Below are 18,788 nucleotides of genomic sequence, written 5' to 3' on the forward strand. Positions count from 1 at the left end.
GGCGCCCGAGACCAAGGACCGAACGACGGTCTACGAAGGACATCCATCATGAACGACAGTCACCACAGCGCGCCGCCGGACGCAGGCTCCGCGGTGCCCGGGCCGGCGATGGTCGAGGCCTTCGCGCATGCGGCCGGATCGATCGCCCGCCAGGTCCCCGGAGGCGCGTCCGGCTTCAAGGGCGTGCTGCTGCACATCCATGTGGCGCCGGAAGCGAGTTTCGAGATGGAGGAGCTCGCGGAGGCCGAATGCGTGGCCGGCCGCGGGATCGTCGGCGACCGCTACTACGAGGGGACCGGCACCTATTCGCCGAAGCCCGACACCCGCGAGGTGACGCTGATCGAGCAGGAGGCGCTCGACGCGCTCGCGCGCAACGACCCGCCGCTTCAGGGCGGCGCGATCGCCCTCGCGCCCGGCGACCACCGGCGGAACCTCACCGTCCGCGGGGTCCCGCTCAATCACCTCGTCGGCCGCAGGTTTCGGGTGGGCGACGTGATCCTGCGCGGCGGCCGGCTCAACTTTCCCTGCAAGTACCTGGAAGAGTTGCTGGGGCTGCCGGTCTACCTGCCGCTCTACAACCGCTCGGGCCTCAACTGCGGGATCGAGCGCGGCGGCGTGATCCGCCCCGGCGACGCGATCGAGCTGCTGGACGACGACGGCGCATGACGGCGCGTGTCGTCATGAAGCTTCGGGTCGAGGCCGCGCGGCTCGCGACCCAGCAGGTTCTGCATCTCACGCTCGTCCATGCCAGCCGCCCCGAGCTGCCGGCCTGGGAGCCGGGCGCGCACGTCGACCTCCGCCTCCCCGACGGCCGGATCCGGCAGTACTCGCTGTGCGGCGACCCTGGGGACCGGCGGACGTACCAGATCGCGATCAAGCGCGAGGACGCCGGACGGGGAGCGTCACGCTGGGCCCACGACGCGCTGGTCGAGGGCGCGGTCGCGCACGTCTCGGCGCCCCGCAACAATTTTCCGATCCGCCAGGCTGCGCGCCATGTGTTCGTGCTCGGCGGCATCGGCGTGACGCCGGGGCTCCCCATGGCCCGCCGCCTCGCGGCCGAAGGCGCCGACGTCGCCGTGCACTTCTGCGCGCGGAGCGCCTCCGAGGCGCCGCTGCTCGCGGAGTTGTCCGCAGCCTGCGGGGACCGGCTGTCGACATGGTTCTCGGCCGAGGGCCGCCGCTTCGATCCGCGCGCCGTCGGCCCCTATTCGGAGGGCGCCTGCCTCTATGTCTGCGGCCCGCGACGGCTGCTCGACGCTGTGCGGGACGCGGCGGCCGCCCTGGGCTGGCCCGAGACCTCCGTCCACGCGGAAGCCTTCCAGGCGACGCTTGATGAAAACTTCAAACCGGAGCCGTTCGACGCGAAACTCGCCTCGACAGGCGCGACGCTGCACGTCCCCGCCGACCGTTCCCTGCTCGAGGTGCTGCGCGACCACGGGGTGACGATGCCGTCCTCCTGCGAGCTCGGCGTCTGTGGGTCCTGCGTCTGTGGATACAAGGACGGCGTGGTGATCCATCGCGACGCGGTGATCTCCGTCGCGGACCGTCAGGACAGGATCGCGCCCTGCGTGTCGCGCGCGCGCGTCTCGGTCACGCTCGACCTTTAGCCTGCGTACGACGCAGGACTGCGCCGTGAAACGAAGCAATTGACAACCAAACGAGGCTCGCAAAGTATCCACAAAATGGACTAAATGTCCACATTGTGAACAATGAGCCGCGCATGACCAATCCCAACGCCGCCGTCGCGTCGGATCCGATCGACCCGGAAACGTTGCGGCGGATGCCGTTCCAGAAGCCGCAGCCGCTCGGCATGATCCCGGACCTTGTGGTGCCGAGCGCCATCCCGGACGACGAGCGAATCTGGGTGCCTCAGGGCCCGAGCGTCTGGTTCCGCCCGCTCTGCCTCAATCGCTCGCAGGGCTACTGGGTCAATCTGCTGCGCGTCCGCAAGTCGGGCGTGCTCAGCCGCCACCGCCATCCCGGACCCGTCCACGGCTTCGTTCTGAAAGGCCGCTGGCGCTACCTCGAGCATGACTGGGAGGCGACCGAAGGCGGCTACGTGTTCGAGCCGCCGGGAGAGACCCACACGCTGGTGGTCGACGAGGGCGTCGAAGAGATGATCACGCTGTTTCAGGTCACCGGCTCGATGAACTACGTCGATCCCTGGGGCGCGACCACCGGCTACGAGGACGTCTTCACCAAGATCGAGCTCTGCCGGAAGCACTATGGCGAGATCGGACTTGGCGCGGACTACGTCGACCAGTTCATCCGGTGAAACGACCTTCCTTGCGGCCTGCGACGTCGCCGGCCACGGCTGACCGCGTCGCGATCGACGCGGCGTCCATCGCCCGAGCAACGGACGACACCCCCGCGCCTCTCAGGCGGTCGACCTCGCGGGGCGCCGCCGGCACGCCGGCGTGACGGTTCCGGCGGCCGAACACCTCCAGGCGACCTGCTGACGGCCGCCTTCAATCAACAAGAACTTGAGGAAACGCCGACATGACCGACGGCACGATCTCGTCCGCGGGCTACGCGTCGCCTGCCGGAAAGACCTCGCGGCTCGTCCGCATCCAGTGGATCGCCGTGGCGTTCCTGACGGTCGCTGGCATCATCAATTACCTCGACCGCAGTTCGCTCTCGATCGCGAACACCGCGATCCGCGAGGAAATGGGCCTGACGCCCACCGAAATGGGCCTGCTGCTGTCGGCCTTCTCGCTGTCCTACGCCTTCGCGCAATTGCCGATCGGCGCGCTGCTCGACCGCTTCGGCTCCCGCATCATGCTGGGAGCCGGCATGTTCTTCTGGTCGCTCGCGCAGATCGCGTGCGGCCTCGTCGGCAGCTTCCACCAGTTCCTGGTCGCCCGCGCCGTCCTGGGCGTCGGCGAGGCGCCCCAGTTCCCGGCGGGCGCGAAGGTGGTGAGCGAGTGGTTCAACGTGCGCGACCGCGGCACGCCGACCGGCATCTTCGTCGGCGCCTCAACGATCGGTCCCTGCATCGCGCCGCCGGTGCTGACCGCGCTGATGCTCGCCTTCGGCTGGCGCTGGATGTTCATCATCACCGGCCTGGTGGGCGTCATCGTCGCCGTCGGCTGGTATCTGCTCTACCGCAATCGCGCCGAGGTGGACCTCACCCGCGAAGAGACTGCGCATCTCGAAGAGGGCGTGGACATCGGCGGCGTCAACCGCTCGCTGACGTTCCGGGAGTGGCGCGGCCTGTTCGGATACGCCACCACCTGGGGCATGATCCTCGGGTTCATGGGCGTGATCTACATGGTGTGGCTCTACCTCACTTGGCTGCCGAGCTACCTTGAGCACGAGCGCGGCCTGTCGGTGGCGCGCACCGGCTGGGTGGTGGCGATCCCCTACCTGTTCGGCACGCTCGGAATGCTCTGCGCCGGACAGATCGCCGACCGGCTCTACCGGGCCGGCGCAGGCCTGATCGCGAGCCGCAAGTGGCCCGTCTGCGTCGGCCTGCTCGGCGGCGCCGCCTTCACCGTGCCCGCGGCCTTCACGCCGAGCGTCGCCATGGCGGTCGTGTTCCTGTGCTTCGCGATGTTCTTCATCAACATGGCGAGCGCGGCCTGCTGGATGATGGTGAGCGTGATCTCGCCCCAGCGGCAGGTGGCGTCGCTCGGGAGCATCCAGAACTTCGGCGGGTACTTCGCCGGCTCGTTCGCGCCGGTGATCACCGGCTGGATCGTGCAAACCACCGACAGCTACGTCAACGCCCTGCTGGCGAGCGCCGTCGTCGCGGGCGTCGCGGCCGTGGCCTACCTCGTGCTGGTACGGAAGCCTCTGCCCGGCGTCTCCTCCGCGGAGGCGTCGGCGTGACCGCGCCGCGGAGCGCCTGGGCGCCGGACCTGTTCGCCGGGAAGGTCGTCGTCGTCACGGGCGGCACGTCCGGCATCGGCCTCGGCGTCGCGGAAGCTCTGGCCGCCCTCGGCGCGAGCGTCCGCGTCGTCGGCTTCGGCGCGAGCGCGGTCGCGGCGAGCCCCGGCCTGGACCTGACGGCGCGGGAGCTCGACGTCACCGACGCCGCGGGCGTCGCGGACTTCGTCGAAGGGCTCGACCGGCTCGACGTGCTGGTCAACTGCGCCGGCGTGATCCGCCGCGCGGCCGAGCACGATCCGGAGGTGTTCGAGCAGGTGATCGCGATCAATTTGACGGGGACGATGCGGTTCTGCGCGCTGGCCCGGTCGCGGCTCGCGGCAAGCCGCGGCGCGATCGTCAACATGGCGTCGATGCTGAGCTTCTTTGGGGCCGGTCTCGCCCCGGCCTACAGCGCCAGCAAGGGCGGCGTGGCGCAGCTGACCAAGTCGCTCGCGATCGCCTACGCCCCCGACGGAATCCGCGTGAACGCGGTCGCGCCCGGCTGGATCGCGACCCCGTTGACGCAGGCGCTGCAGGACGATCCGGCCCGCGCCGGCGCGATCCTCGCCCGCACGCCGCTCGGCCGGTGGGGCGCTCCCTCCGACGTGGCGGAGGGGGTCGTGTTTCTCGCGAGCCCCGCCGCCGCCTTCGTCACCGGCGTCATTCTGCCGGTGGATGGCGGCTACCTCACCGCTTAAGACAGCAGACATGGAGACCGCGCCGCCGCCCGCCCCGCACGACCGGACCGAGGTGCCCGGCGCCGCCGCCTTCGGCAAGTTCATGCGGGCGGTGCAGGCGATCGCGGACGCGCCGGGCGAGCTGACCGTGGCCTCCCTCGCCCGGCAGACCGGCTTTCCCCGCCCGACCGCGCACCGCATCGTCGCCGCCCTGGTGGCCGAGGGCCTCGCGATCGAGGAGCCCCGCACCGGCCGGCTCGCGCTCGGGCCCCGGCTGATCAGCCTGGCGTTCCGAAGCTGGGACCGCTCAGACCTGCGCCGCGCCGCCCAAGAGCATCTGGTCGCCCTGCGCGACGCGCTGGACGAGACCATCCACCTCGCGATCCCGAGCGGCTCCGAGATGGTCTACATCGACAAGCTGGAGTCCCACCGCAACGTGCGGATGGCGTCGCGGATCGGAACCCGCGTCGCGCTCCATTCGAGCTCGGTCGGCAAGGCGTGGCTCGCGGCGCTGCCGGCCGAAGAGCGCGCCGCGGCGCGGCTGACGCTGGCGGCCCGGACCGCCCGCACCTTCACCGACCGCGCCGCCCTGATGGCCGATGTCGATGCGACGCGGGCGCGCGGCTATTCGCTCGACCTGCAGGAAAACGAACTCGACATCTGCTGCTACGGCGCCGCCATCGTCGGGCGCGACGGCCGCCCGGTCGGCTGCATCAGCGTCAGCCTGCCGCGGTACCGCTTCGAAGAGCAGCCCCCGCAGCCGATCGTCGCCGCGCTCCTCGACTGCGTCCGGAAGATCGCGAACGAGATCGCCTGAGGCCTCGCGCCATCCGCATCCTCAGTCCGCGGCGACCTTTCCGTCCGGCGTGACGCTAAAGGTTTTGGTCTCGCCGCCCTTCAAGACGCTGACCTGATAGGCGAGGCCGCCGTCCTTGCTCTCCACTTCCGCGCCGACGACGGCGCCTGCGCCCGCCTGCCCTTCCACGGCCGCAACAGCCTGGACCATCGAAAGTCTCACGCCGGCCAGCGCCGCGGGATCGATCGAGGAGACGTAGCTTTCGATCGCCTGCTCGGAGACGTTGACCACGGCGCCGTTGTTGGCGTCCACACGGTACTTCACGACCGTCTTGTCCGGCCGCATCACCGTCGCTTCGAGCGCGCCGCCGCCTGATGCGAAGGGCGTGAAGACGGCGCTGATCGCCTTGCCGCGCCCCTCCCGCTCCGCGATCTCGATGGCGTGCGGAAGCTTGAAGCGCACGTCCACATTTCCGGACGGCGCGCCCTGAACGCGGCTCGGACCCGGGCTCTGCGCCAGACCTGCAGTCGGGACAAGAAGCACGCTCGCGCAGATGGCGAGGCGACGGAGGTAGCGCTGGGGATGGTTCATCGGGCTCTTGGGGTGCTGGGCTTCGTCCGCCTTGCCAACCGCCGGCGGACGGGGTTGTTCCATGCCGCGACTAAGCCCCGGCCTGCGTGACCTCGTGTCGCCCGCCGGTTACCGACGCCTCCGCGTCGCCCTATGTGGCCGCGACGTGTGAAGACCCCCGCGTTCAGGAGGCGCTGCATGTCCGCCGCTATCCTCGGCAAGCTCGAGGCCCTACATCCCCTGCCCGACGACGACAGAGCGCTGCTGCACGCCGTCGTGGGGCGTGGGCGGCCGCTGAAGGCCGGCGACGACATCGTCCGCGAGGGCGAGCGGACCGACGTCGTGCACGTGATCCTCGAGGGTCACGGCTACCGCTATAAGACGCTGGCGGACGGGAAGCGCCAGATCATCGGCTATCTCGTGCCGGGCGACTTCTGCGACCTATATGGCTTTCTGCTCGACCGGATGGATCATGGCATGGCGACGCGGACCGCCTGCCGGATCGCGGAGCTGAGCGAGGAGCACATCCTCATGCTGACGTCGCGGCCGGCGCTCGCCCGCGCGCTCTGGTGGTCGGAGCTCGTGAACGCCTCGATCCTGCGGGAGTGGCTCGTGAACATGGGCCGCCGCACCCCGAGCGTCCGGGTGGCGCACATCCTGTGCGAGCTCCTCGTTCGGCTGCAGGTCGTGGGCGAGGCGACGAACGACAGCTTCCGGCTGGAGCTGTCGCAGGCGGAGCTCGGCGACACGGTCGGCCTCACCACCGTGTCGGTGAACCGCGCGTTGCAAAAGCTGCGCAGCGCGGGCCTCATCCAGCAGACGAACCGCGAGATCGCCATTCCCGACGTTGCGGCGCTCAAGGCCTTCGCCGACTTCGACCCCTCTTATCTCCACTTTCGTAAAGATCGTGACGAGTCAGCCGAAGGACGCGCGTGATGGAGTTCCGAGAGATCATGGTCGCAACGGACTCCGCCGACGAGGAAGGACGGCTCGTTCTGCATGAGGGTCGCCTCGTCGCCGTGATTGTCCGGCTCGACGATCCGAGCCACGGCCCGGCCAAAGGGCAGTGGAGCCTCGAAGCCGGCTTCAACGGCGTCGAGAGCACGAAGCCGCCGCTGTTCGCAAATCTGCAGGCGGCCGAGCGCTGGATCGCCTTACAGCTTGGGGATCGTATACGCGTATAACGGAATCCCGGGCCCCCCACTGTTTTTCGCGCGCCTTGGTCCTCCGTTCGGGATTCCGACGGAACACGCGGCCGTCCCAAGCGTCTGTCGAGTCCCCACGCGACAGACACGGGAGCCCCATGTGGCTAAGGAAAAAACCCTCGCGGACGCCTTCCACGAGACGCTGAAGGACGTGTACTACGCCGAGAAGCAATCGGTCCGCGCGCTGAAGACATCCGCCAAGGCGGCGCAGTCTTCGGAGCTGAAGGCGGCCTTCGAAAACCATCTCGAGGAGAGCCAGGAGCAGGTCGAACGCCTGACCCAGGTGTTCGAGATCATCGGCAAGCCCGCGCGCGCCAAGACCTGCGAAGCGATGTCCGGCATCACCTCCGAAATGGAGGAGGATCTCGAGGACTTCGGCGGCACCCAGGCCTCCGACGATGTGCTGATCGGCTGCGCGCAGGCGGTCGAGCATTACGAGATTGCCCGCTACGGCCTGCTGAAGACCTGGGCCGGCAAGCTCGGCTACGACGAAGCCGTGCCGCTGCTCGAAAAGACCCTCGCGGAAGAGAAGAAGGCGGACGAACTTTTGTCTAAGATCGCGCTCGGCCTCGATGTTTCGGGCGAGACTGCAGACAAGCCGGCCGGCGCCAAGTCTTCGACCAAGACCTCCGCCAAGGCCGCCTGAGCCCGTCGCCGAACTTTATTTTCCCTCGCCGCCAACCCGGCGGCGAGGAGCTCATTCATATTTGAAAGTCCCAACATGTTCATGCGAATCGATAAGCTTCAGGCTGAACTTCCGAAGCCGAAAAGGGCCGATCCGAACGCCGCTGCGGCGCTGCAGGAGTTGCTCGGCGGTAAATTTGGTGAAATGTCGACCCTGAATAACTATATGTACCAGAGCTTCAATTTTCGAAATAAATCGAAGGTGATGCCGTTCTACAGCCTCGTGGCCAGCATTACGGCCGAAGAGCTTGGGCACGTCGAGCTGGTCGCGAACGGAATCACGATGCTCGCGAACGGCCCTTCGCCCGAGAAGGAGCATAAGGGAGACATCTCACAGGCTCCGTTCGAGGACATGAAGGACATCCGCTCGGCGGCCTCCTTCCTGCACGCGGGCGGCGGCGCCATGCCGGTCGATTCCAACGGGCTGCCGTGGAACGGCACGTTCGTGTTCTCGACTGGAAATCTCGTGCTCGATCTGCTGCACAACTTCTTCCTCGAGTGCGGCGCGCGGATGCACAAGCTGCGCGTCTACGAGACCCTGTCGGATCCGACCGGCCGCGAAGTCTGCGGGTATCTGCTGGTGCGCGGCTCCGTTCATGCGCACGCCTACGCTCTCGCGCTGAAGAAGCTCACGGGCGTCGAGATGGAGAAGATGCTGCCGACGCCGAACATCGACCTGTCCAAGATCCCTGAGTCGCAGAAGTACCTCGACGAGGGCAGTCACCGGCGCCTCTACACCTGGGGCGAGGAGACCTACCGCGAGATGGAAGCGGTCTGGGGCGGCGGCGAGAAGGCTCTCCCGGGCGATCCGCCCGGCGATCTTGAGGTCGTTTCGGGCCATCCCGACGGCGGCAAGATCGATGAACTGAAGGGCGCGTCGTCCGCCTTCACGACCGACTACGACCCGTCCGAGATCTTCGAGATCGCGTCGAAGCTGCACGCGAAGCTCTGACATCTCGGCTCATGGGAGGGCGCCCGTTCCAGGGCGCCCTTTCGTCTTTCCTCGAGAGCCAGGACCCCCGTTTGCGCATCGCCATCATCGCCCACTTGAAGCATCCGATCCGCGAGCCGTTTGCGGGCGGGCTGGAGACGCACACCCATCTCCTGGCGAGAGGGCTTCGAAGGCGCGATCACGATGTGACCGTGTTCGCGTCGACGCGATCGGACAAAGCGCTCGGGCTCGAGGCGATCTGCGACGAGACCGCGTTGGAGGAAGTTGGCGTGGCGGAAGCGACCGACGTCGCGTTCTTTCGCGAGCACCACGCCTATCTCAGGCTGATGACAGACCTCGCCTCCCGCGACTTCGACATCATTCACAACAACGCCCTGCACTACCTGCCGGTCGCGATGGCCGACACCGTCGCGACGCCGATGGTGACGACGCTGCACACGCCGCCATTTTGTTGGCTCGAAAGCGGCGTGCGGCTGTGCCGCTCCCCCCGCGCCACCTTCGTCGCGGTGTCGGAGGCGCTGCGCCAGTTGTGGAAGCCGATCGCGCCGATCGAGGGCGTCGTGCTGAACGGCATCGACCTCGATCGGTTCGCCTTCCAGGCCGAGCCCGACCCCGACCCCTATTGGGTCTGGTCGGGTCGGATCGTTCCCGAAAAGGGCCTCCATTTCGCCATGGACGCCGCCCGGATCGCGGGCGCGCAGCTACGGATCGCTGGGCCGATCTCCAATCCCGACTATTTCGCCGCCGAGATCGCGCCGCGGCTCGGACGCAGCGCCATCCACCTCGGGCATCTTGAGCACGACCGCCTCGCCGCGGTGATCGGCGGGGCACGCGCGTTGCTGTTCACGCCGTGCTGGGAAGAGCCCTACGGTCTCGTCGCCGCCGAGTCGCTCGCATGCGGGACGCCGGTCGCGGCCTTCGCGCGCGGGGCGATCGCCGAGATCGTCGACCGGACATGCGGCGTGCTGGCGCGTCCGGACCACGCCGAGAGCCTCGCAGAGGCTGCGATCGCGGCCCAGCGGCTCGACCGGCGCGCCTGCCGCGACCGCGCCGAGCGGCACTGCGACGTCGACGTGATGATCGACGTTTACGAGCGCCTCTATAGCCGGCTCGCCGCTGCGCATGACCGGGCGCAACCTACGGCCCCGAACGCCCGGTCCGATCTGGCCGTCGCGGTATGACCACGGGTCACCTCGATCCGCGGCGCGTGGTCGTCTGCGTGCCGGCCCGCGACGAGGCCGAACGCCTGCCCCGGCTGATCGACGCCCTCGCGTCGCAGGACTGGCCGGAGCCGTTTCCGGTGGTCGTCGCGCTCAACAACACGACGGACGCGTCGCGCGAGGTTATGGACGGGCTGACGGCGCGGCTTCGCGGCCGGCTGGCTGTTCACGTCGACGAGACCGTCTTTCCCCCGGAGCTGGCCCATGCGGGCTCCGCCCGTCGCCGGGCGATGGATCTGGGACTGGCGATGCTGGGCAACGACGATGGCGTCCTCGTCACCACCGACGCCGACGCCTGTCCGCCGCCGCACTGGGTGTCCGCGAACGTCGCGGCGATCGAACGCGGCGTCGATCTCGTGGGCGGGGCGCTCGTGCTTGACGAGGCCGAGCCCGTGTCGACGCTTGTGCGCGCGCGGTGGGCGGCGCTCGCGGCCTATTGGGCGGAGGTCCGGCGCATCGAGGACGACTTCGACCCGCGGCCTTGGGACCCGCCGCCGCGGCACGGCGACAACACCGGCGGGAGCCTCGCCGTTACGGCCGCCGCTTACCGCGCGGCTGGCGGCGTGCCGTTGCGCCCCACGGGCGAGGACTGGGCCTTCGTGATGGCGGCGCAAGCGGCGGGAGCTCGGCTGTCGCACCCACCCGACGTCTGGGTTCGGGTTTCGCCGCGAACGGCCGGCCGCGCGAGCGGCGGCATGGCCGCGGCGATGGCGCAGCTCGGCGATCCTACGTCCCACGCCCTGCGCGCGCCCTCCTTCGACCTCTGGCGGGAGCGCGCGCTGTGGCGCCGCGGCCTCCGCAGCCGCGTCGGCGGAGACGCGCTGGTCGCGACCTTGGAGCCCGAGCTCCCGCCGATGCCGTGCGACCTCCGACTGGAGGCGCCTTCGCCCACGGAGGCCGCGGCGTGAGCGGAGCTCCCATCGGCTATTACGTCCATCATCAGGGCGAAGGCCACCGGCGCCGCGCGGCGGCCGTCGCCGCCTTGGCGCCCGGTCGCTTCACGATCATCGGGACGGGGGTCGCCGGCATGCGCGGCCCCTTCAACACGCTCGACATTCCCGACGACCGCCCGCAGGCTGACGGCTTCGACGGCCGCGACACCGCCGCCGAGCGCCCGGAGGCGCTGCATTACGCGCCCTATAATCACGATGGGGTCCGCGCCCGGGCTCTCGCCATCGCCGGCTGGATCGCGGACCGGCGCCCGGCGTTGATCGTGATCGACGTCTCCGTGGAGGTCGCCATGCTCGCCCGCCTGTGCGCCACGCCGACCGTTTACGTGCGGCTGGCCGGCGACCGGTCCGACCCGGCGCACCTCGACGCGTTCCGCGGCGCGCAGGCTCTGCTCGCGCCGTTCGACGAACGGCTGGAGGACCCGCGCACGCCGGACTGGGTGCGGGCCAAGACGCATTACTTCAGCGGGCTGGCCGGCGCTGCGGCGCCGGTCGAGACGGAGGACAACGTCGTCACAGTGGCCTTCGGGCGCGGAGGCTCGCGCGTCACGAGCGCCGACCTCGCGGCGGCCGCGGGCGCGACGCCGAGCCGGGAGTGGCGCGTCATCGGCCCGAGCGAGCCTCCGACGCCGTGCCCCGACAACCTCAACGTCCTCGGCTGGACCGACGAGCCGGAGCGCGCGATCGCCGCCGCGGGCGTTGTGGTGGGCGGCGCCGGCGACGGCGTCCTGGGAGCGGTCGCGGCCGCCGCGCGTCCCTTCGTCTGCGTGCCCGAAGAGCGGGCCTATGGCGAACAGGCGGCCAAGGCCGCGGCGCTCGAAGCGCTCGGCGCGGCCGTCGTTCGGCCGCGCTGGCCAAACGCCGAGGACTGGCCGGCGACGCTCGACGAGGCGCGGCGGCTGGACACACGGCGGATCGCCGGCCTGCACGACCCCGCGGGTCTCGCGAAAGCGGCGGCCTTCATCCTGGATCAGGCGACCTCATGACCAACCTTCCCGCCACCGCGCTGCGCTTCGCCCTGCTCGACGGGGCGCTCGCCGAACTCGGCGCGGCCTACGACGCGAAGGGCGTCTACCCGACCGAGAGCGCCGCGCTCCTGGTCCGGTCCGGGATGCACCGGACCTTCGCGCCCCCGGCCGCCGGCGGCGAGGTCTTTCGATCCCCCCAGGAGGAGAACCGGGCGCTGTTCGACTGCCTCCGGATGGTGGGGCGCGCGGACCTCAGCCTCGGACGGATATTCGAGGGCCACGTCAACGCCTTGAAGCTGTTCGCCTGGTACGGCTCGGACCGGCAGCACAAGCGCCTCGCGCGGGATCTCGCGGCCGGACGGCTGTTCGGCGTGTGGGCGACGGAGCCGCCCCCCGGCGTCACCCTCGCCAAGGACCCGTTCGGCTGGCGGCTCGAGGGCGCCAAGCGTTTCGCCACCGGGGCCGGCAGCCTCCACTACGCCATCGTCACGGCCCGACCCGACGACGGGCCGCGCCGGCTGGCGGTCGTGGCGGCGAACATCGCGGAACGCGCCGACCTGTCCGGCTGGACCATGCGCGGCATGCGCGCCACGGCGAGCGGCGCCTACGACGTCTCCGGCATGCGCCCCGCCGACGACGACCTGCTGGGCGATCCCGGCGTCTACGACCTCGAACCGCGCTTTACCGCCGGCGCGTGGCGGTTCCTCGCCGTGCAGCTCGGCGGCGTCGAGGCGCTGCTGACGGAGACCCGGAAGGCGCTGTCCGAGGCCGCCCGCGCGGACCCGCTGCAGCGCGCGAAGTTCGGAGAGGCCGTCGCCGCGACCCGCGGGGCGGGCCTCTGGGTGCGCGAGGCGGCGGACCGCGCGGCCGACGACCATCCCGACGCCAAGCCCTTCGTGCAGATGACCCGCGGCGTGGTCGAGCGCGCGGCGCTCGACGTGATGGAGATCTCCGCGCGTCTGATCGGCACGCGCAGCGCGGTCGAGGGCGGGCGGATCGACAAGATCATCCGCGACCTCAGTCTCTATCTCCGACAGGCCGGCCCGGACCACGCCCGCGACGAGGCCGCCAAGGCTTGGCTCGACCACGACGTCTGGGGCGAGGGCGACGAGCTGTGGTGACCGCCCCGCCGTCCGCCGCCCGGCTCAACCAAAGCCCTTGGGCCAAGGCCCGCTGGCTGGTGCTCGCGCCGCACGCCGACGACGAGACCATCGGCGCCGGCGCGCTCATCCGCGAGGCGGCGGAGGACGACCGGCTCGCCGGCGTCGCGTTTCTCACCGACGGCGCGGCTTCCCATGGCGACCGCGGCCCGCGGGATCTCGCCGCCATCCGTAGGGCCGAGGCGCGCCGCGCGCTCCGGCGGCTGACGCCCTTCGCGCCGCAGCCGATTTTTCTCGACTGGCCCGACGCCGCCCCGCCGGACGAGGGCGACCCGCGCTGGGCGGGCGCACTCGCGACGCTCGCCGCGCTCTGCCGCAGGAGCCGCATCGACGCCGTCGCGGTCACCAGCGGGCGGGACCCTCATTGTGACCACAAGGCCGCCTGCGCGCTGGCCTATGCGCTCGCCGCCGCCGCGCCCCGGCCGCTCCGCGTGTTCGAATACGTCGTGTGGGCGGAGGAGGCGATGCCGGCGAGCTACCGCGCGTTCCGCACCGAACCCGCGCCGGCCGGGCCGCGCGGGCTCGCCCTCGCCGCCCACCGCAGCCAGATGACGCCGCTCCACGGCGACGGCTTCCGGGTGCCCGAGCGTCTGCGCCGCATGGCGCCAGCCGACGTGCTGTACCTCCGGAGCTTGCGCCATGCGCCCTGAGACGTCTCTGCCGCCGGACTACTTTGAGGGCATGTTCAAGGCCGACCCCGACCCGTGGCGCTTCGAAACCAGCGCCTACGAACAGGCGAAGTACGACCGCACGATCGCGGCGCTCGCCAGCCGCCGCTACGACCGCGCGCTCGAGGTCGGCTGCGCCAACGGCGTGTTGACCCGCCGGCTGGCCGACCTGGCCGACGCGCTGGTCGCGCTCGACGTCAGCGACAGCGCGCTCGCTGGGGCCCGCGCCCGCTGCCAGGGCCTTGAAACCGTAAGCTTCCGCCGCGCGACCTTTCCCGCGGAGGCTCCCGCGGGGGTCTTCGACCTGATCCTCCTGTCCGAGGTCGTCTACTACTGGAGCGACGTGGACATCGTCCTGGCCGGCCGGCGGATCGACGCGGCTCTCGCCCCCGGCGGCGACGTGCTGCTGGTGCACTGGATCGGCGAGACCGACTACCCGCAGACCGGCGACGACGCGGTGGCGAAGCTCGCCGACGCCATCTCGGCTCCGCTCCAGGCTTTGCGGAGCGCGCGGACCGACCGCTACCGCCTCGACCTCTGGCGGCGGACGCCGTGAGCGGCCTCAGCGTTCTGACGCTGGCGCGCGGCCGCACGCCCCACCTGCTCAACCTGCTGGAAGGGCTTCGGCGCTCGCAGCGCCTCCCCCGCGAGCTGATCGTGGTCGACATGAACGACAGCCCGCTCGCCTTGCCGTCCGCACCGTTCCCGATCTCCGTGGCGCGCCTGCCCGGCAGGAGCCTACCGCTCGCCGCCGCCCGCAACCGCGCGGCGCGGCTGGCGACCGGCGACCGGCTGCTGTTCCTCGACGCCGACTGCATCCCCTCCGCGGGCCTGATCGACGCGATCGAGACCGCGCTCGACGAAGCCGACGCGCTGATCTGCCCCGAGGCGCTCTACCTCGGCCCCGACGACGCCCGCGGACCCTGGACGGAGGACGCGCTCCGCGCCGCCGGCCGCGCCCATCCGGTGCGCCCCTTTCCCTCGGAGGGCCTGCGGCCGGAGCCGAACCCCGGCCTGTTCTGGTCGCTCGCCTTCGGCGTGCGCCGCGCGACCTTCGAGGCGCTCGGCGGCTTCGACGAGACCTTCGTCGGCTACGGCGGCGAGGACACCGACTTCGGCCTCACGGCGCAGGCGGCCGGGACGCCGCTGCTGTTTCTCGGCGGCGCGCCGGTGTTCCACCAGCACCACCCGGTGAGCGACCCGCCGGTCGAGCACCTCGCCGACATCGTGCGCAACGCCGAGCTGTTCCACGCGAAGTGGAAGCGCTGGCCGATGGAGGGCTGGCTCGCCGCCTTCGAGGCGATGGGCCTCGTCGCGCGCCAAGGCGACAGGATCGTCGCGCGGCCGTCCGCGGCCGGCTGAGCCGGCCGGACGGCCCTCCGCTCAGGACGCCGCCGCGACCCTCCCTTCGGCGGCGAGGCGCGCGTACCAGCGCGTCGCCGCCTCGAGGTCCATCCGGGTGAGCCCATGGCTCGCCGGCAGGGTCTCGAGCGTCACCGCCGCGCCCGCCGCGCGCAGCTGCCGCTCCAGCAGGGCGGCGTGCGCGCGTGTCGCGATGGGGTCGAGCGCGCCCGACAGCATCAGCACGGGCGCCCCGTCGAGCTGCGCGGCGGGCGGCGCCGCCAGCGGCGGCATGGCCCGCAGCAGCCCGGCGCCGGCGAGCGTCCCGGGGTGCAGCAGCATCACGGCCGCGGCAATGTTGGCGCCGTTGGAGTAGCCGAGCGCGACCGGAGCGCCGATCCCATAGGCCTTGCGCGCTTCAGCGACGAAGCGGGCGAGGTCGGCCGCCCGGCGGCGCACGTCGTCCTCGTCGAACACGCCCTCGGCCAACCGGCGGAAGAACCGGGGGGCGCCGCGCTCCAGCACCTGACCGCGGGGCGACACCAGCGCCGCGCCCGGCGCGATCGCCTCGCCAAGGGGCACGAGATCGGTCTCGTCGCCGCCGGTGCCGTGCAGCAGCAGCAGCGGAGGAAGCCCGGGCCGCGTCGCGGGCCGGTGGACATGGGCGAACGAGAGGTCCTGCGCGCTCATGGCGTCGCTCCTTCGGTTCGAGTGAATACGATCAGTCGGCTTCGAACGGGTCGAGAGGCCAGGTTTTCCGCCGTCATGCCCGCCTGCGCGGACATGACGACGGCGGCGCTCATGCGAGCGCGGGGAGCCGCTCTTCGATCTTCGACCGCAGCGCCTCGAGGAAGGGCGGCAGTTTAAGCGCCTGGCCGAGCGTCTCCGCCGGCTCGTCGACCGCGAAGCCCGGCGCGTCGGTGGCGATCTCGAACAGCACCCCGCCCGGCTCGCGGAAGTAGATCGAGCGGAAGTAGTTGCGGTCCTTCTGCTCGGTCACGCCGAGGCCGTGCTCGTTCACCAGCTTGCGAGCCATCTCGGCCTGCGCGACGTCGTCCGCCGCCCGGAAGGCGACATGGTGGACGCCGCCGCGACCGGGGCGGCCGGGCAGGAAGTCGCCCGCCGCGTGCAGGTCGACGAAGCGGCCGTAGCCCTCGCCGCCGGCGTCGAAGCGGGTGACGCTGCCTTCGCGTCCGACTTCCGTCTGGCCGAACACATTGGTGAGGATCGCGGCCGTGGGCGCGGCGTCCCGAAGCAGCAGCGTCACGCCGTGGAAGCCGCGGATGGCGTGCTCGGCCGGAATCTTCGCCGCGCCCCAGCCCGGCTCGTTCTCGGCGCCTTCGACGCCGATGAGCGCGAGCGAAAGACCGTCGTGGTCCTTGAACGCGAGGGTGGTTTCGCCGAAGCGGACCACAGGCGCCTCATGGGAGACGGCGGCTTCCACGAAGCGCTGGGCCCAGAAGCCGATCGAGGACCGCGGCACGCGGAAGGCGGTTTGCGAGGTCTCGCCCACGCCCACCCGGCCGACGGCCGCGTGGTCCCAGGGGAAGAAGGTGAGGATCGAGCCCGGACGACCTGCGTCGTCGCCGTAATAGAGATGATAGGTGCCGGGATCGTCGAAGTTGACGGTCTTCTTGACGAGGCGAAGGCCGAGGACGTCCGTGTAGAACCGGACGTTGCGGGCGGCTGGACCGCTGACGGCGGTCACATGGTGCAGGGCGGAGGTCATCGGGTGAGCCTTTCGGGTCCGGCGGTTTGCGTTGGAACGAAAGTACGCACTCCTGTTAGGATCGAAATAGAAACGATCGAAACAGACTGTTTCCAGGATCGACCATGACGACTCTGCCGGATTTCGAAGCCTGGGCGATCTTCGCCCGCGTCGCGGCCCGCGGCTCCTTCGCCCGCGCCGCCGAGGAACTGGCGCTCTCCAAGGCCACGGTGTCGAAGGCCGTGGCGCGGCTCGAGGCGCGGCTCGCCACGCCCCTGCTCCACCGCACCACCCGCCGGCTGTCGCTGACGGAGGCCGGACGCGCCGCCGCCGATAGCGCCGAGCGCATCCTGAAGGCGGGCGAGGCCGCGGAGGCGGAGGCGGTCGCCGGCTCCGCCACGCCCCGCGGGCGGGTGCGGCTCGCGGTTCCGATGTCGTTCGGGATCGCCCATGTCGCGCCGGTGCTGCCGGCGTTCCTGGAGGCGCACCCGCAGGTCTCCGTCGACCTCCACCTCGCCGACGCCCAGGTTGACCTGATCGGCGACGGCTTCGACGTGGCGCTGCGCATCGCCGCGCTGGCGGATTCGCGGCTCAGGGCTCGGCGGCTCTGCGAGGTGCGACGGCTCGTGGTGGGCGCGCCGGCCTACTTCGCGCGCGCGGGGCGCCCGGAGCATCCGCGCGACCTCGAGGCCCACGCCTGCCTCGGCTACGCCTACCTGCCGGGGTGGGACCGCTGGCGGTTCGTCGACGCTTCCGGCGCGGAGGAGGCCGTGAACGTCTCCGGCCCCCTGCGCGCGAACAACGCCGACGCCCTGACCGCGAGCCTGCGCGCGGGCCTCGGCCTCGCGGTGCAGCCGGAGTTCATCGTCTACGACGACCTGGCGTCCGGCCGGCTGGAGGCCGCGCTGCCCGGCTGGTCGCCGCCCTCGATCGCTCTCCACGTGGTGACGCCGCCGGGCGCGTTCCGGCCGGCGCGGGTGACCGCGCTGATCGATTTTCTCGGCCGCCGGCTGACGGCCGCGCCCTGGGCGCAGGCGGCGCCCGCGTGACGAGGGCTGAACGCGGCAAAGCGCGCCTGCGCCGCCTCGGCATATGTGCTCTGGCGGCATAAATCCTATTATCTTGTGACCGCTATCGCGGCCCGCCGTCGGCGTCCATCTACGTCGCGCAGACACCGCGCCTTGTCGCGCTCCCTTCAAGAAAGACGACGCCATGGACCTTCAGCTCTCGGGCAAGACCGCTCTCGTCACCGGCGGCACCGCCGGCATCGGCCTCGCCATCGCGAAGCGTCTCGCCCAGGAAGGCGCGGCTGTCGTGATCCCCGGCCGGTCGGGCGCGAAGGTGGACGCAGCCGTCGCAGAGATCGGACGCGCGGCGCGGGGCGTCGAGGCCGACGTCGCGACCGCGAAGGGCGCGGAGGCGCTCCATGCCGCCGTTCCGGAAGTCGACATCCTCGTCAACACTCTCGGGATCTACGAGAGCAAGGAGTTCGCCGCGATCACCGACGACGACTGGCGTCGGTTTTTCGAGGTGAACGTGCTGAGCGGCGCACGGCTGTCGCGCCTCTACTTCCCCGGCATGCTCGCGCGGGACTGGGGCCGCGTGATCTTCGTGGCGAGCGAGTCGGCCGTCATGGTTCCCCCGGACATGATTCACTACGGCATGACCAAGACGGCGCAGCTTGCGATCTCTCGGGGCCTCGCCGGGCTCACCAAGGGCTCGAAGGTCACGGTGAACAGCGTGATGCCCGGACCCACCCGCTCCGAAGGGATCGTCGACTTCCTCAAGAGCGTCGCCTCCGATCCCGACAGCTCGGCCGAGGAGATCGAGAAGGAGTTCTTCGAGAAGGCCCGGCCTAGCTCGCTGATCCAGCGGATGATCGAGGCCGACGAGATCGCGACGCTCGTCGCTTATCTGGCGAGTCCGCTGTCGTCCGCCACCAATGGCGCGGCGCTGCGCGTCGACGGCGGCCTGACGCCCACCGTGGTGTAACGCCGACGGGCGCGCTTGGCGGCCCGC

The 18,788-nt window shown here is 70.8% G+C and carries 22 protein-coding genes; 19 read left to right on the plus strand and 3 right to left on the minus strand.

Annotation, left to right across the window (positions count from 1 at the left end):
- The first annotated feature begins 48 nt into the window (after positions 1–48).
- The 6 genes from METY_RS10350 (at position 49) to METY_RS10375 (ending at position 5,364) form a co-directional block, all read left to right on the plus strand.
- A complete protein-coding gene (locus METY_RS10350) occupies positions 49–666 on the plus strand; it encodes an MOSC domain-containing protein (protein ID WP_103121302.1) in 618 nt (205 codons plus the stop codon).
- The gene (locus tag METY_RS10355) at positions 663–1,607 is read left to right on the plus strand and encodes a PDR/VanB family oxidoreductase (protein ID WP_103121303.1); all 945 of its coding nucleotides are present in this window, start codon (positions 663–665) and stop codon (positions 1,605–1,607) included. The genes METY_RS10350 and METY_RS10355 overlap by 4 nt, the downstream gene beginning before the upstream one ends.
- A gap of 113 nt (positions 1,608–1,720) precedes the next feature.
- On the plus strand, positions 1,721–2,275 hold the full coding sequence (locus tag METY_RS10360) for a 2,4'-dihydroxyacetophenone dioxygenase family protein (RefSeq protein WP_103121304.1): 555 nt from the start codon (positions 1,721–1,723) through the stop codon (positions 2,273–2,275).
- Between the two features lie 224 nt (positions 2,276–2,499).
- Complete coding sequence (locus METY_RS10365; RefSeq protein ID WP_244593597.1) at positions 2,500–3,831, plus strand: MFS transporter; 1,332 nt, start codon at positions 2,500–2,502, stop codon at positions 3,829–3,831.
- Complete coding sequence (locus METY_RS10370; protein ID WP_103121305.1) at positions 3,828–4,568, plus strand: SDR family NAD(P)-dependent oxidoreductase; 741 nt, start codon at positions 3,828–3,830, stop codon at positions 4,566–4,568. Before METY_RS10365 ends, METY_RS10370 begins: the two co-directional genes overlap by 4 nt.
- Positions 4,569–4,578: 10 nt before the next feature.
- Positions 4,579–5,364, plus strand: a complete 786-nt coding sequence (locus tag METY_RS10375; protein WP_103121306.1) for an IclR family transcriptional regulator — start codon at positions 4,579–4,581, stop codon at positions 5,362–5,364.
- Between the two features lie 21 nt (positions 5,365–5,385).
- Here the strand turns inward: METY_RS10375 and METY_RS10380 are convergent, their stop codons facing one another.
- Positions 5,386–5,997, minus strand: a complete 612-nt coding sequence (locus METY_RS10380; RefSeq protein WP_103121307.1) for a PepSY domain-containing protein — start codon at positions 5,995–5,997, stop codon at positions 5,386–5,388.
- A gap of 114 nt (positions 5,998–6,111) precedes the next feature.
- Between METY_RS10380 and METY_RS10385 the strand changes: the two genes are divergently transcribed.
- From METY_RS10385 to METY_RS10435, 11 genes are all read left to right on the plus strand, one after another.
- Positions 6,112–6,849 carry a Crp/Fnr family transcriptional regulator gene (locus tag METY_RS10385; protein ID WP_160147342.1) on the plus strand — a complete coding sequence of 246 codons (738 nt, stop codon included), beginning with the start codon at positions 6,112–6,114 and terminating at the stop codon, positions 6,847–6,849.
- The gene (locus tag METY_RS10390) at positions 6,849–7,097 is read left to right on the plus strand and encodes a hypothetical protein (protein ID WP_103121309.1); all 249 of its coding nucleotides are present in this window, start codon (positions 6,849–6,851) and stop codon (positions 7,095–7,097) included. Before METY_RS10385 ends, METY_RS10390 begins: the two co-directional genes overlap by 1 nt.
- Positions 7,098–7,218: 121 nt before the next feature.
- A complete protein-coding gene (locus METY_RS10395) occupies positions 7,219–7,764 on the plus strand; it encodes a YciE/YciF ferroxidase family protein (RefSeq protein ID WP_103121310.1) in 546 nt (181 codons plus the stop codon).
- 75 nt (positions 7,765–7,839) lie between these two features.
- On the plus strand, positions 7,840–8,754 hold the full coding sequence (locus tag METY_RS10400) for a manganese catalase family protein (RefSeq protein ID WP_103121311.1): 915 nt from the start codon (positions 7,840–7,842) through the stop codon (positions 8,752–8,754).
- A 71-nt stretch (positions 8,755–8,825) separates the two neighbouring features.
- The gene (locus tag METY_RS10405) at positions 8,826–9,935 is read left to right on the plus strand and encodes a glycosyltransferase family 4 protein (RefSeq protein WP_103121359.1); all 1,110 of its coding nucleotides are present in this window, start codon (positions 8,826–8,828) and stop codon (positions 9,933–9,935) included.
- Positions 9,932–10,882: a glycosyltransferase gene (locus tag METY_RS10410; protein ID WP_103121312.1), complete on the plus strand. Its 951-nt coding sequence runs from the start codon at positions 9,932–9,934 to the stop codon at positions 10,880–10,882. Before METY_RS10405 ends, METY_RS10410 begins: the two co-directional genes overlap by 4 nt.
- Entirely contained in the window at positions 10,879–11,910 is a 1,032-nt protein-coding gene (locus tag METY_RS10415) for a glycosyltransferase (protein WP_103121313.1), read from the plus strand. Before METY_RS10410 ends, METY_RS10415 begins: the two co-directional genes overlap by 4 nt.
- Positions 11,907–13,013 carry an acyl-CoA dehydrogenase family protein gene (locus METY_RS10420; protein WP_103121314.1) on the plus strand — a complete coding sequence of 369 codons (1,107 nt, stop codon included), beginning with the start codon at positions 11,907–11,909 and terminating at the stop codon, positions 13,011–13,013. The genes METY_RS10415 and METY_RS10420 overlap by 4 nt, the downstream gene beginning before the upstream one ends.
- On the plus strand, positions 13,010–13,702 hold the full coding sequence (locus METY_RS10425; protein ID WP_244593598.1) for a PIG-L deacetylase family protein: 693 nt from the start codon (positions 13,010–13,012) through the stop codon (positions 13,700–13,702). Before METY_RS10420 ends, METY_RS10425 begins: the two co-directional genes overlap by 4 nt.
- Entirely contained in the window at positions 13,692–14,276 is a 585-nt protein-coding gene (locus METY_RS10430) for a class I SAM-dependent DNA methyltransferase (RefSeq protein ID WP_103121316.1), read from the plus strand. The genes METY_RS10425 and METY_RS10430 overlap by 11 nt, the downstream gene beginning before the upstream one ends.
- A complete protein-coding gene (locus tag METY_RS10435) occupies positions 14,273–15,082 on the plus strand; it encodes a glycosyltransferase family 2 protein (RefSeq protein WP_103121317.1) in 810 nt (269 codons plus the stop codon). Before METY_RS10430 ends, METY_RS10435 begins: the two co-directional genes overlap by 4 nt.
- Before the next feature lie 21 nt (positions 15,083–15,103).
- On the opposite strand, the gene METY_RS10440 is transcribed toward METY_RS10435, so the two are convergent.
- Together METY_RS10440 and METY_RS10445 are read right to left on the minus strand one after the other, a co-directional pair.
- Positions 15,104–15,751 (minus strand): alpha/beta hydrolase, encoded by a 648-nt coding sequence (locus METY_RS10440; RefSeq protein ID WP_103121318.1) that lies wholly within the window; start codon positions 15,749–15,751, stop codon positions 15,104–15,106.
- Between the two features lie 109 nt (positions 15,752–15,860).
- Entirely contained in the window at positions 15,861–16,790 is a 930-nt protein-coding gene (locus METY_RS10445) for a ring-cleaving dioxygenase (protein ID WP_103121319.1), read from the minus strand.
- 104 nt (positions 16,791–16,894) lie between these two features.
- Here METY_RS10445 and METY_RS10450 point away from each other — a divergent pair, with 104 nt between their 5' ends.
- Positions 16,895–17,818, plus strand: coding sequence for a LysR family transcriptional regulator (locus METY_RS10450; RefSeq protein ID WP_103121320.1), 924 nt, complete (start codon positions 16,895–16,897; stop codon positions 17,816–17,818).
- A 163-nt stretch (positions 17,819–17,981) separates the two neighbouring features.
- Complete coding sequence (locus tag METY_RS10455; protein ID WP_103121321.1) at positions 17,982–18,761, plus strand: SDR family NAD(P)-dependent oxidoreductase; 780 nt, start codon at positions 17,982–17,984, stop codon at positions 18,759–18,761.
- The last annotated feature ends 27 nt before the right edge of the window (positions 18,762–18,788 follow it).

The sequence above is a fragment of the Methylopila sp. Yamaguchi genome, from assembly GCF_002897035.1.
Taxonomy (GTDB): Bacteria; Pseudomonadota; Alphaproteobacteria; order Rhizobiales; family Methylopilaceae; genus Methylopila.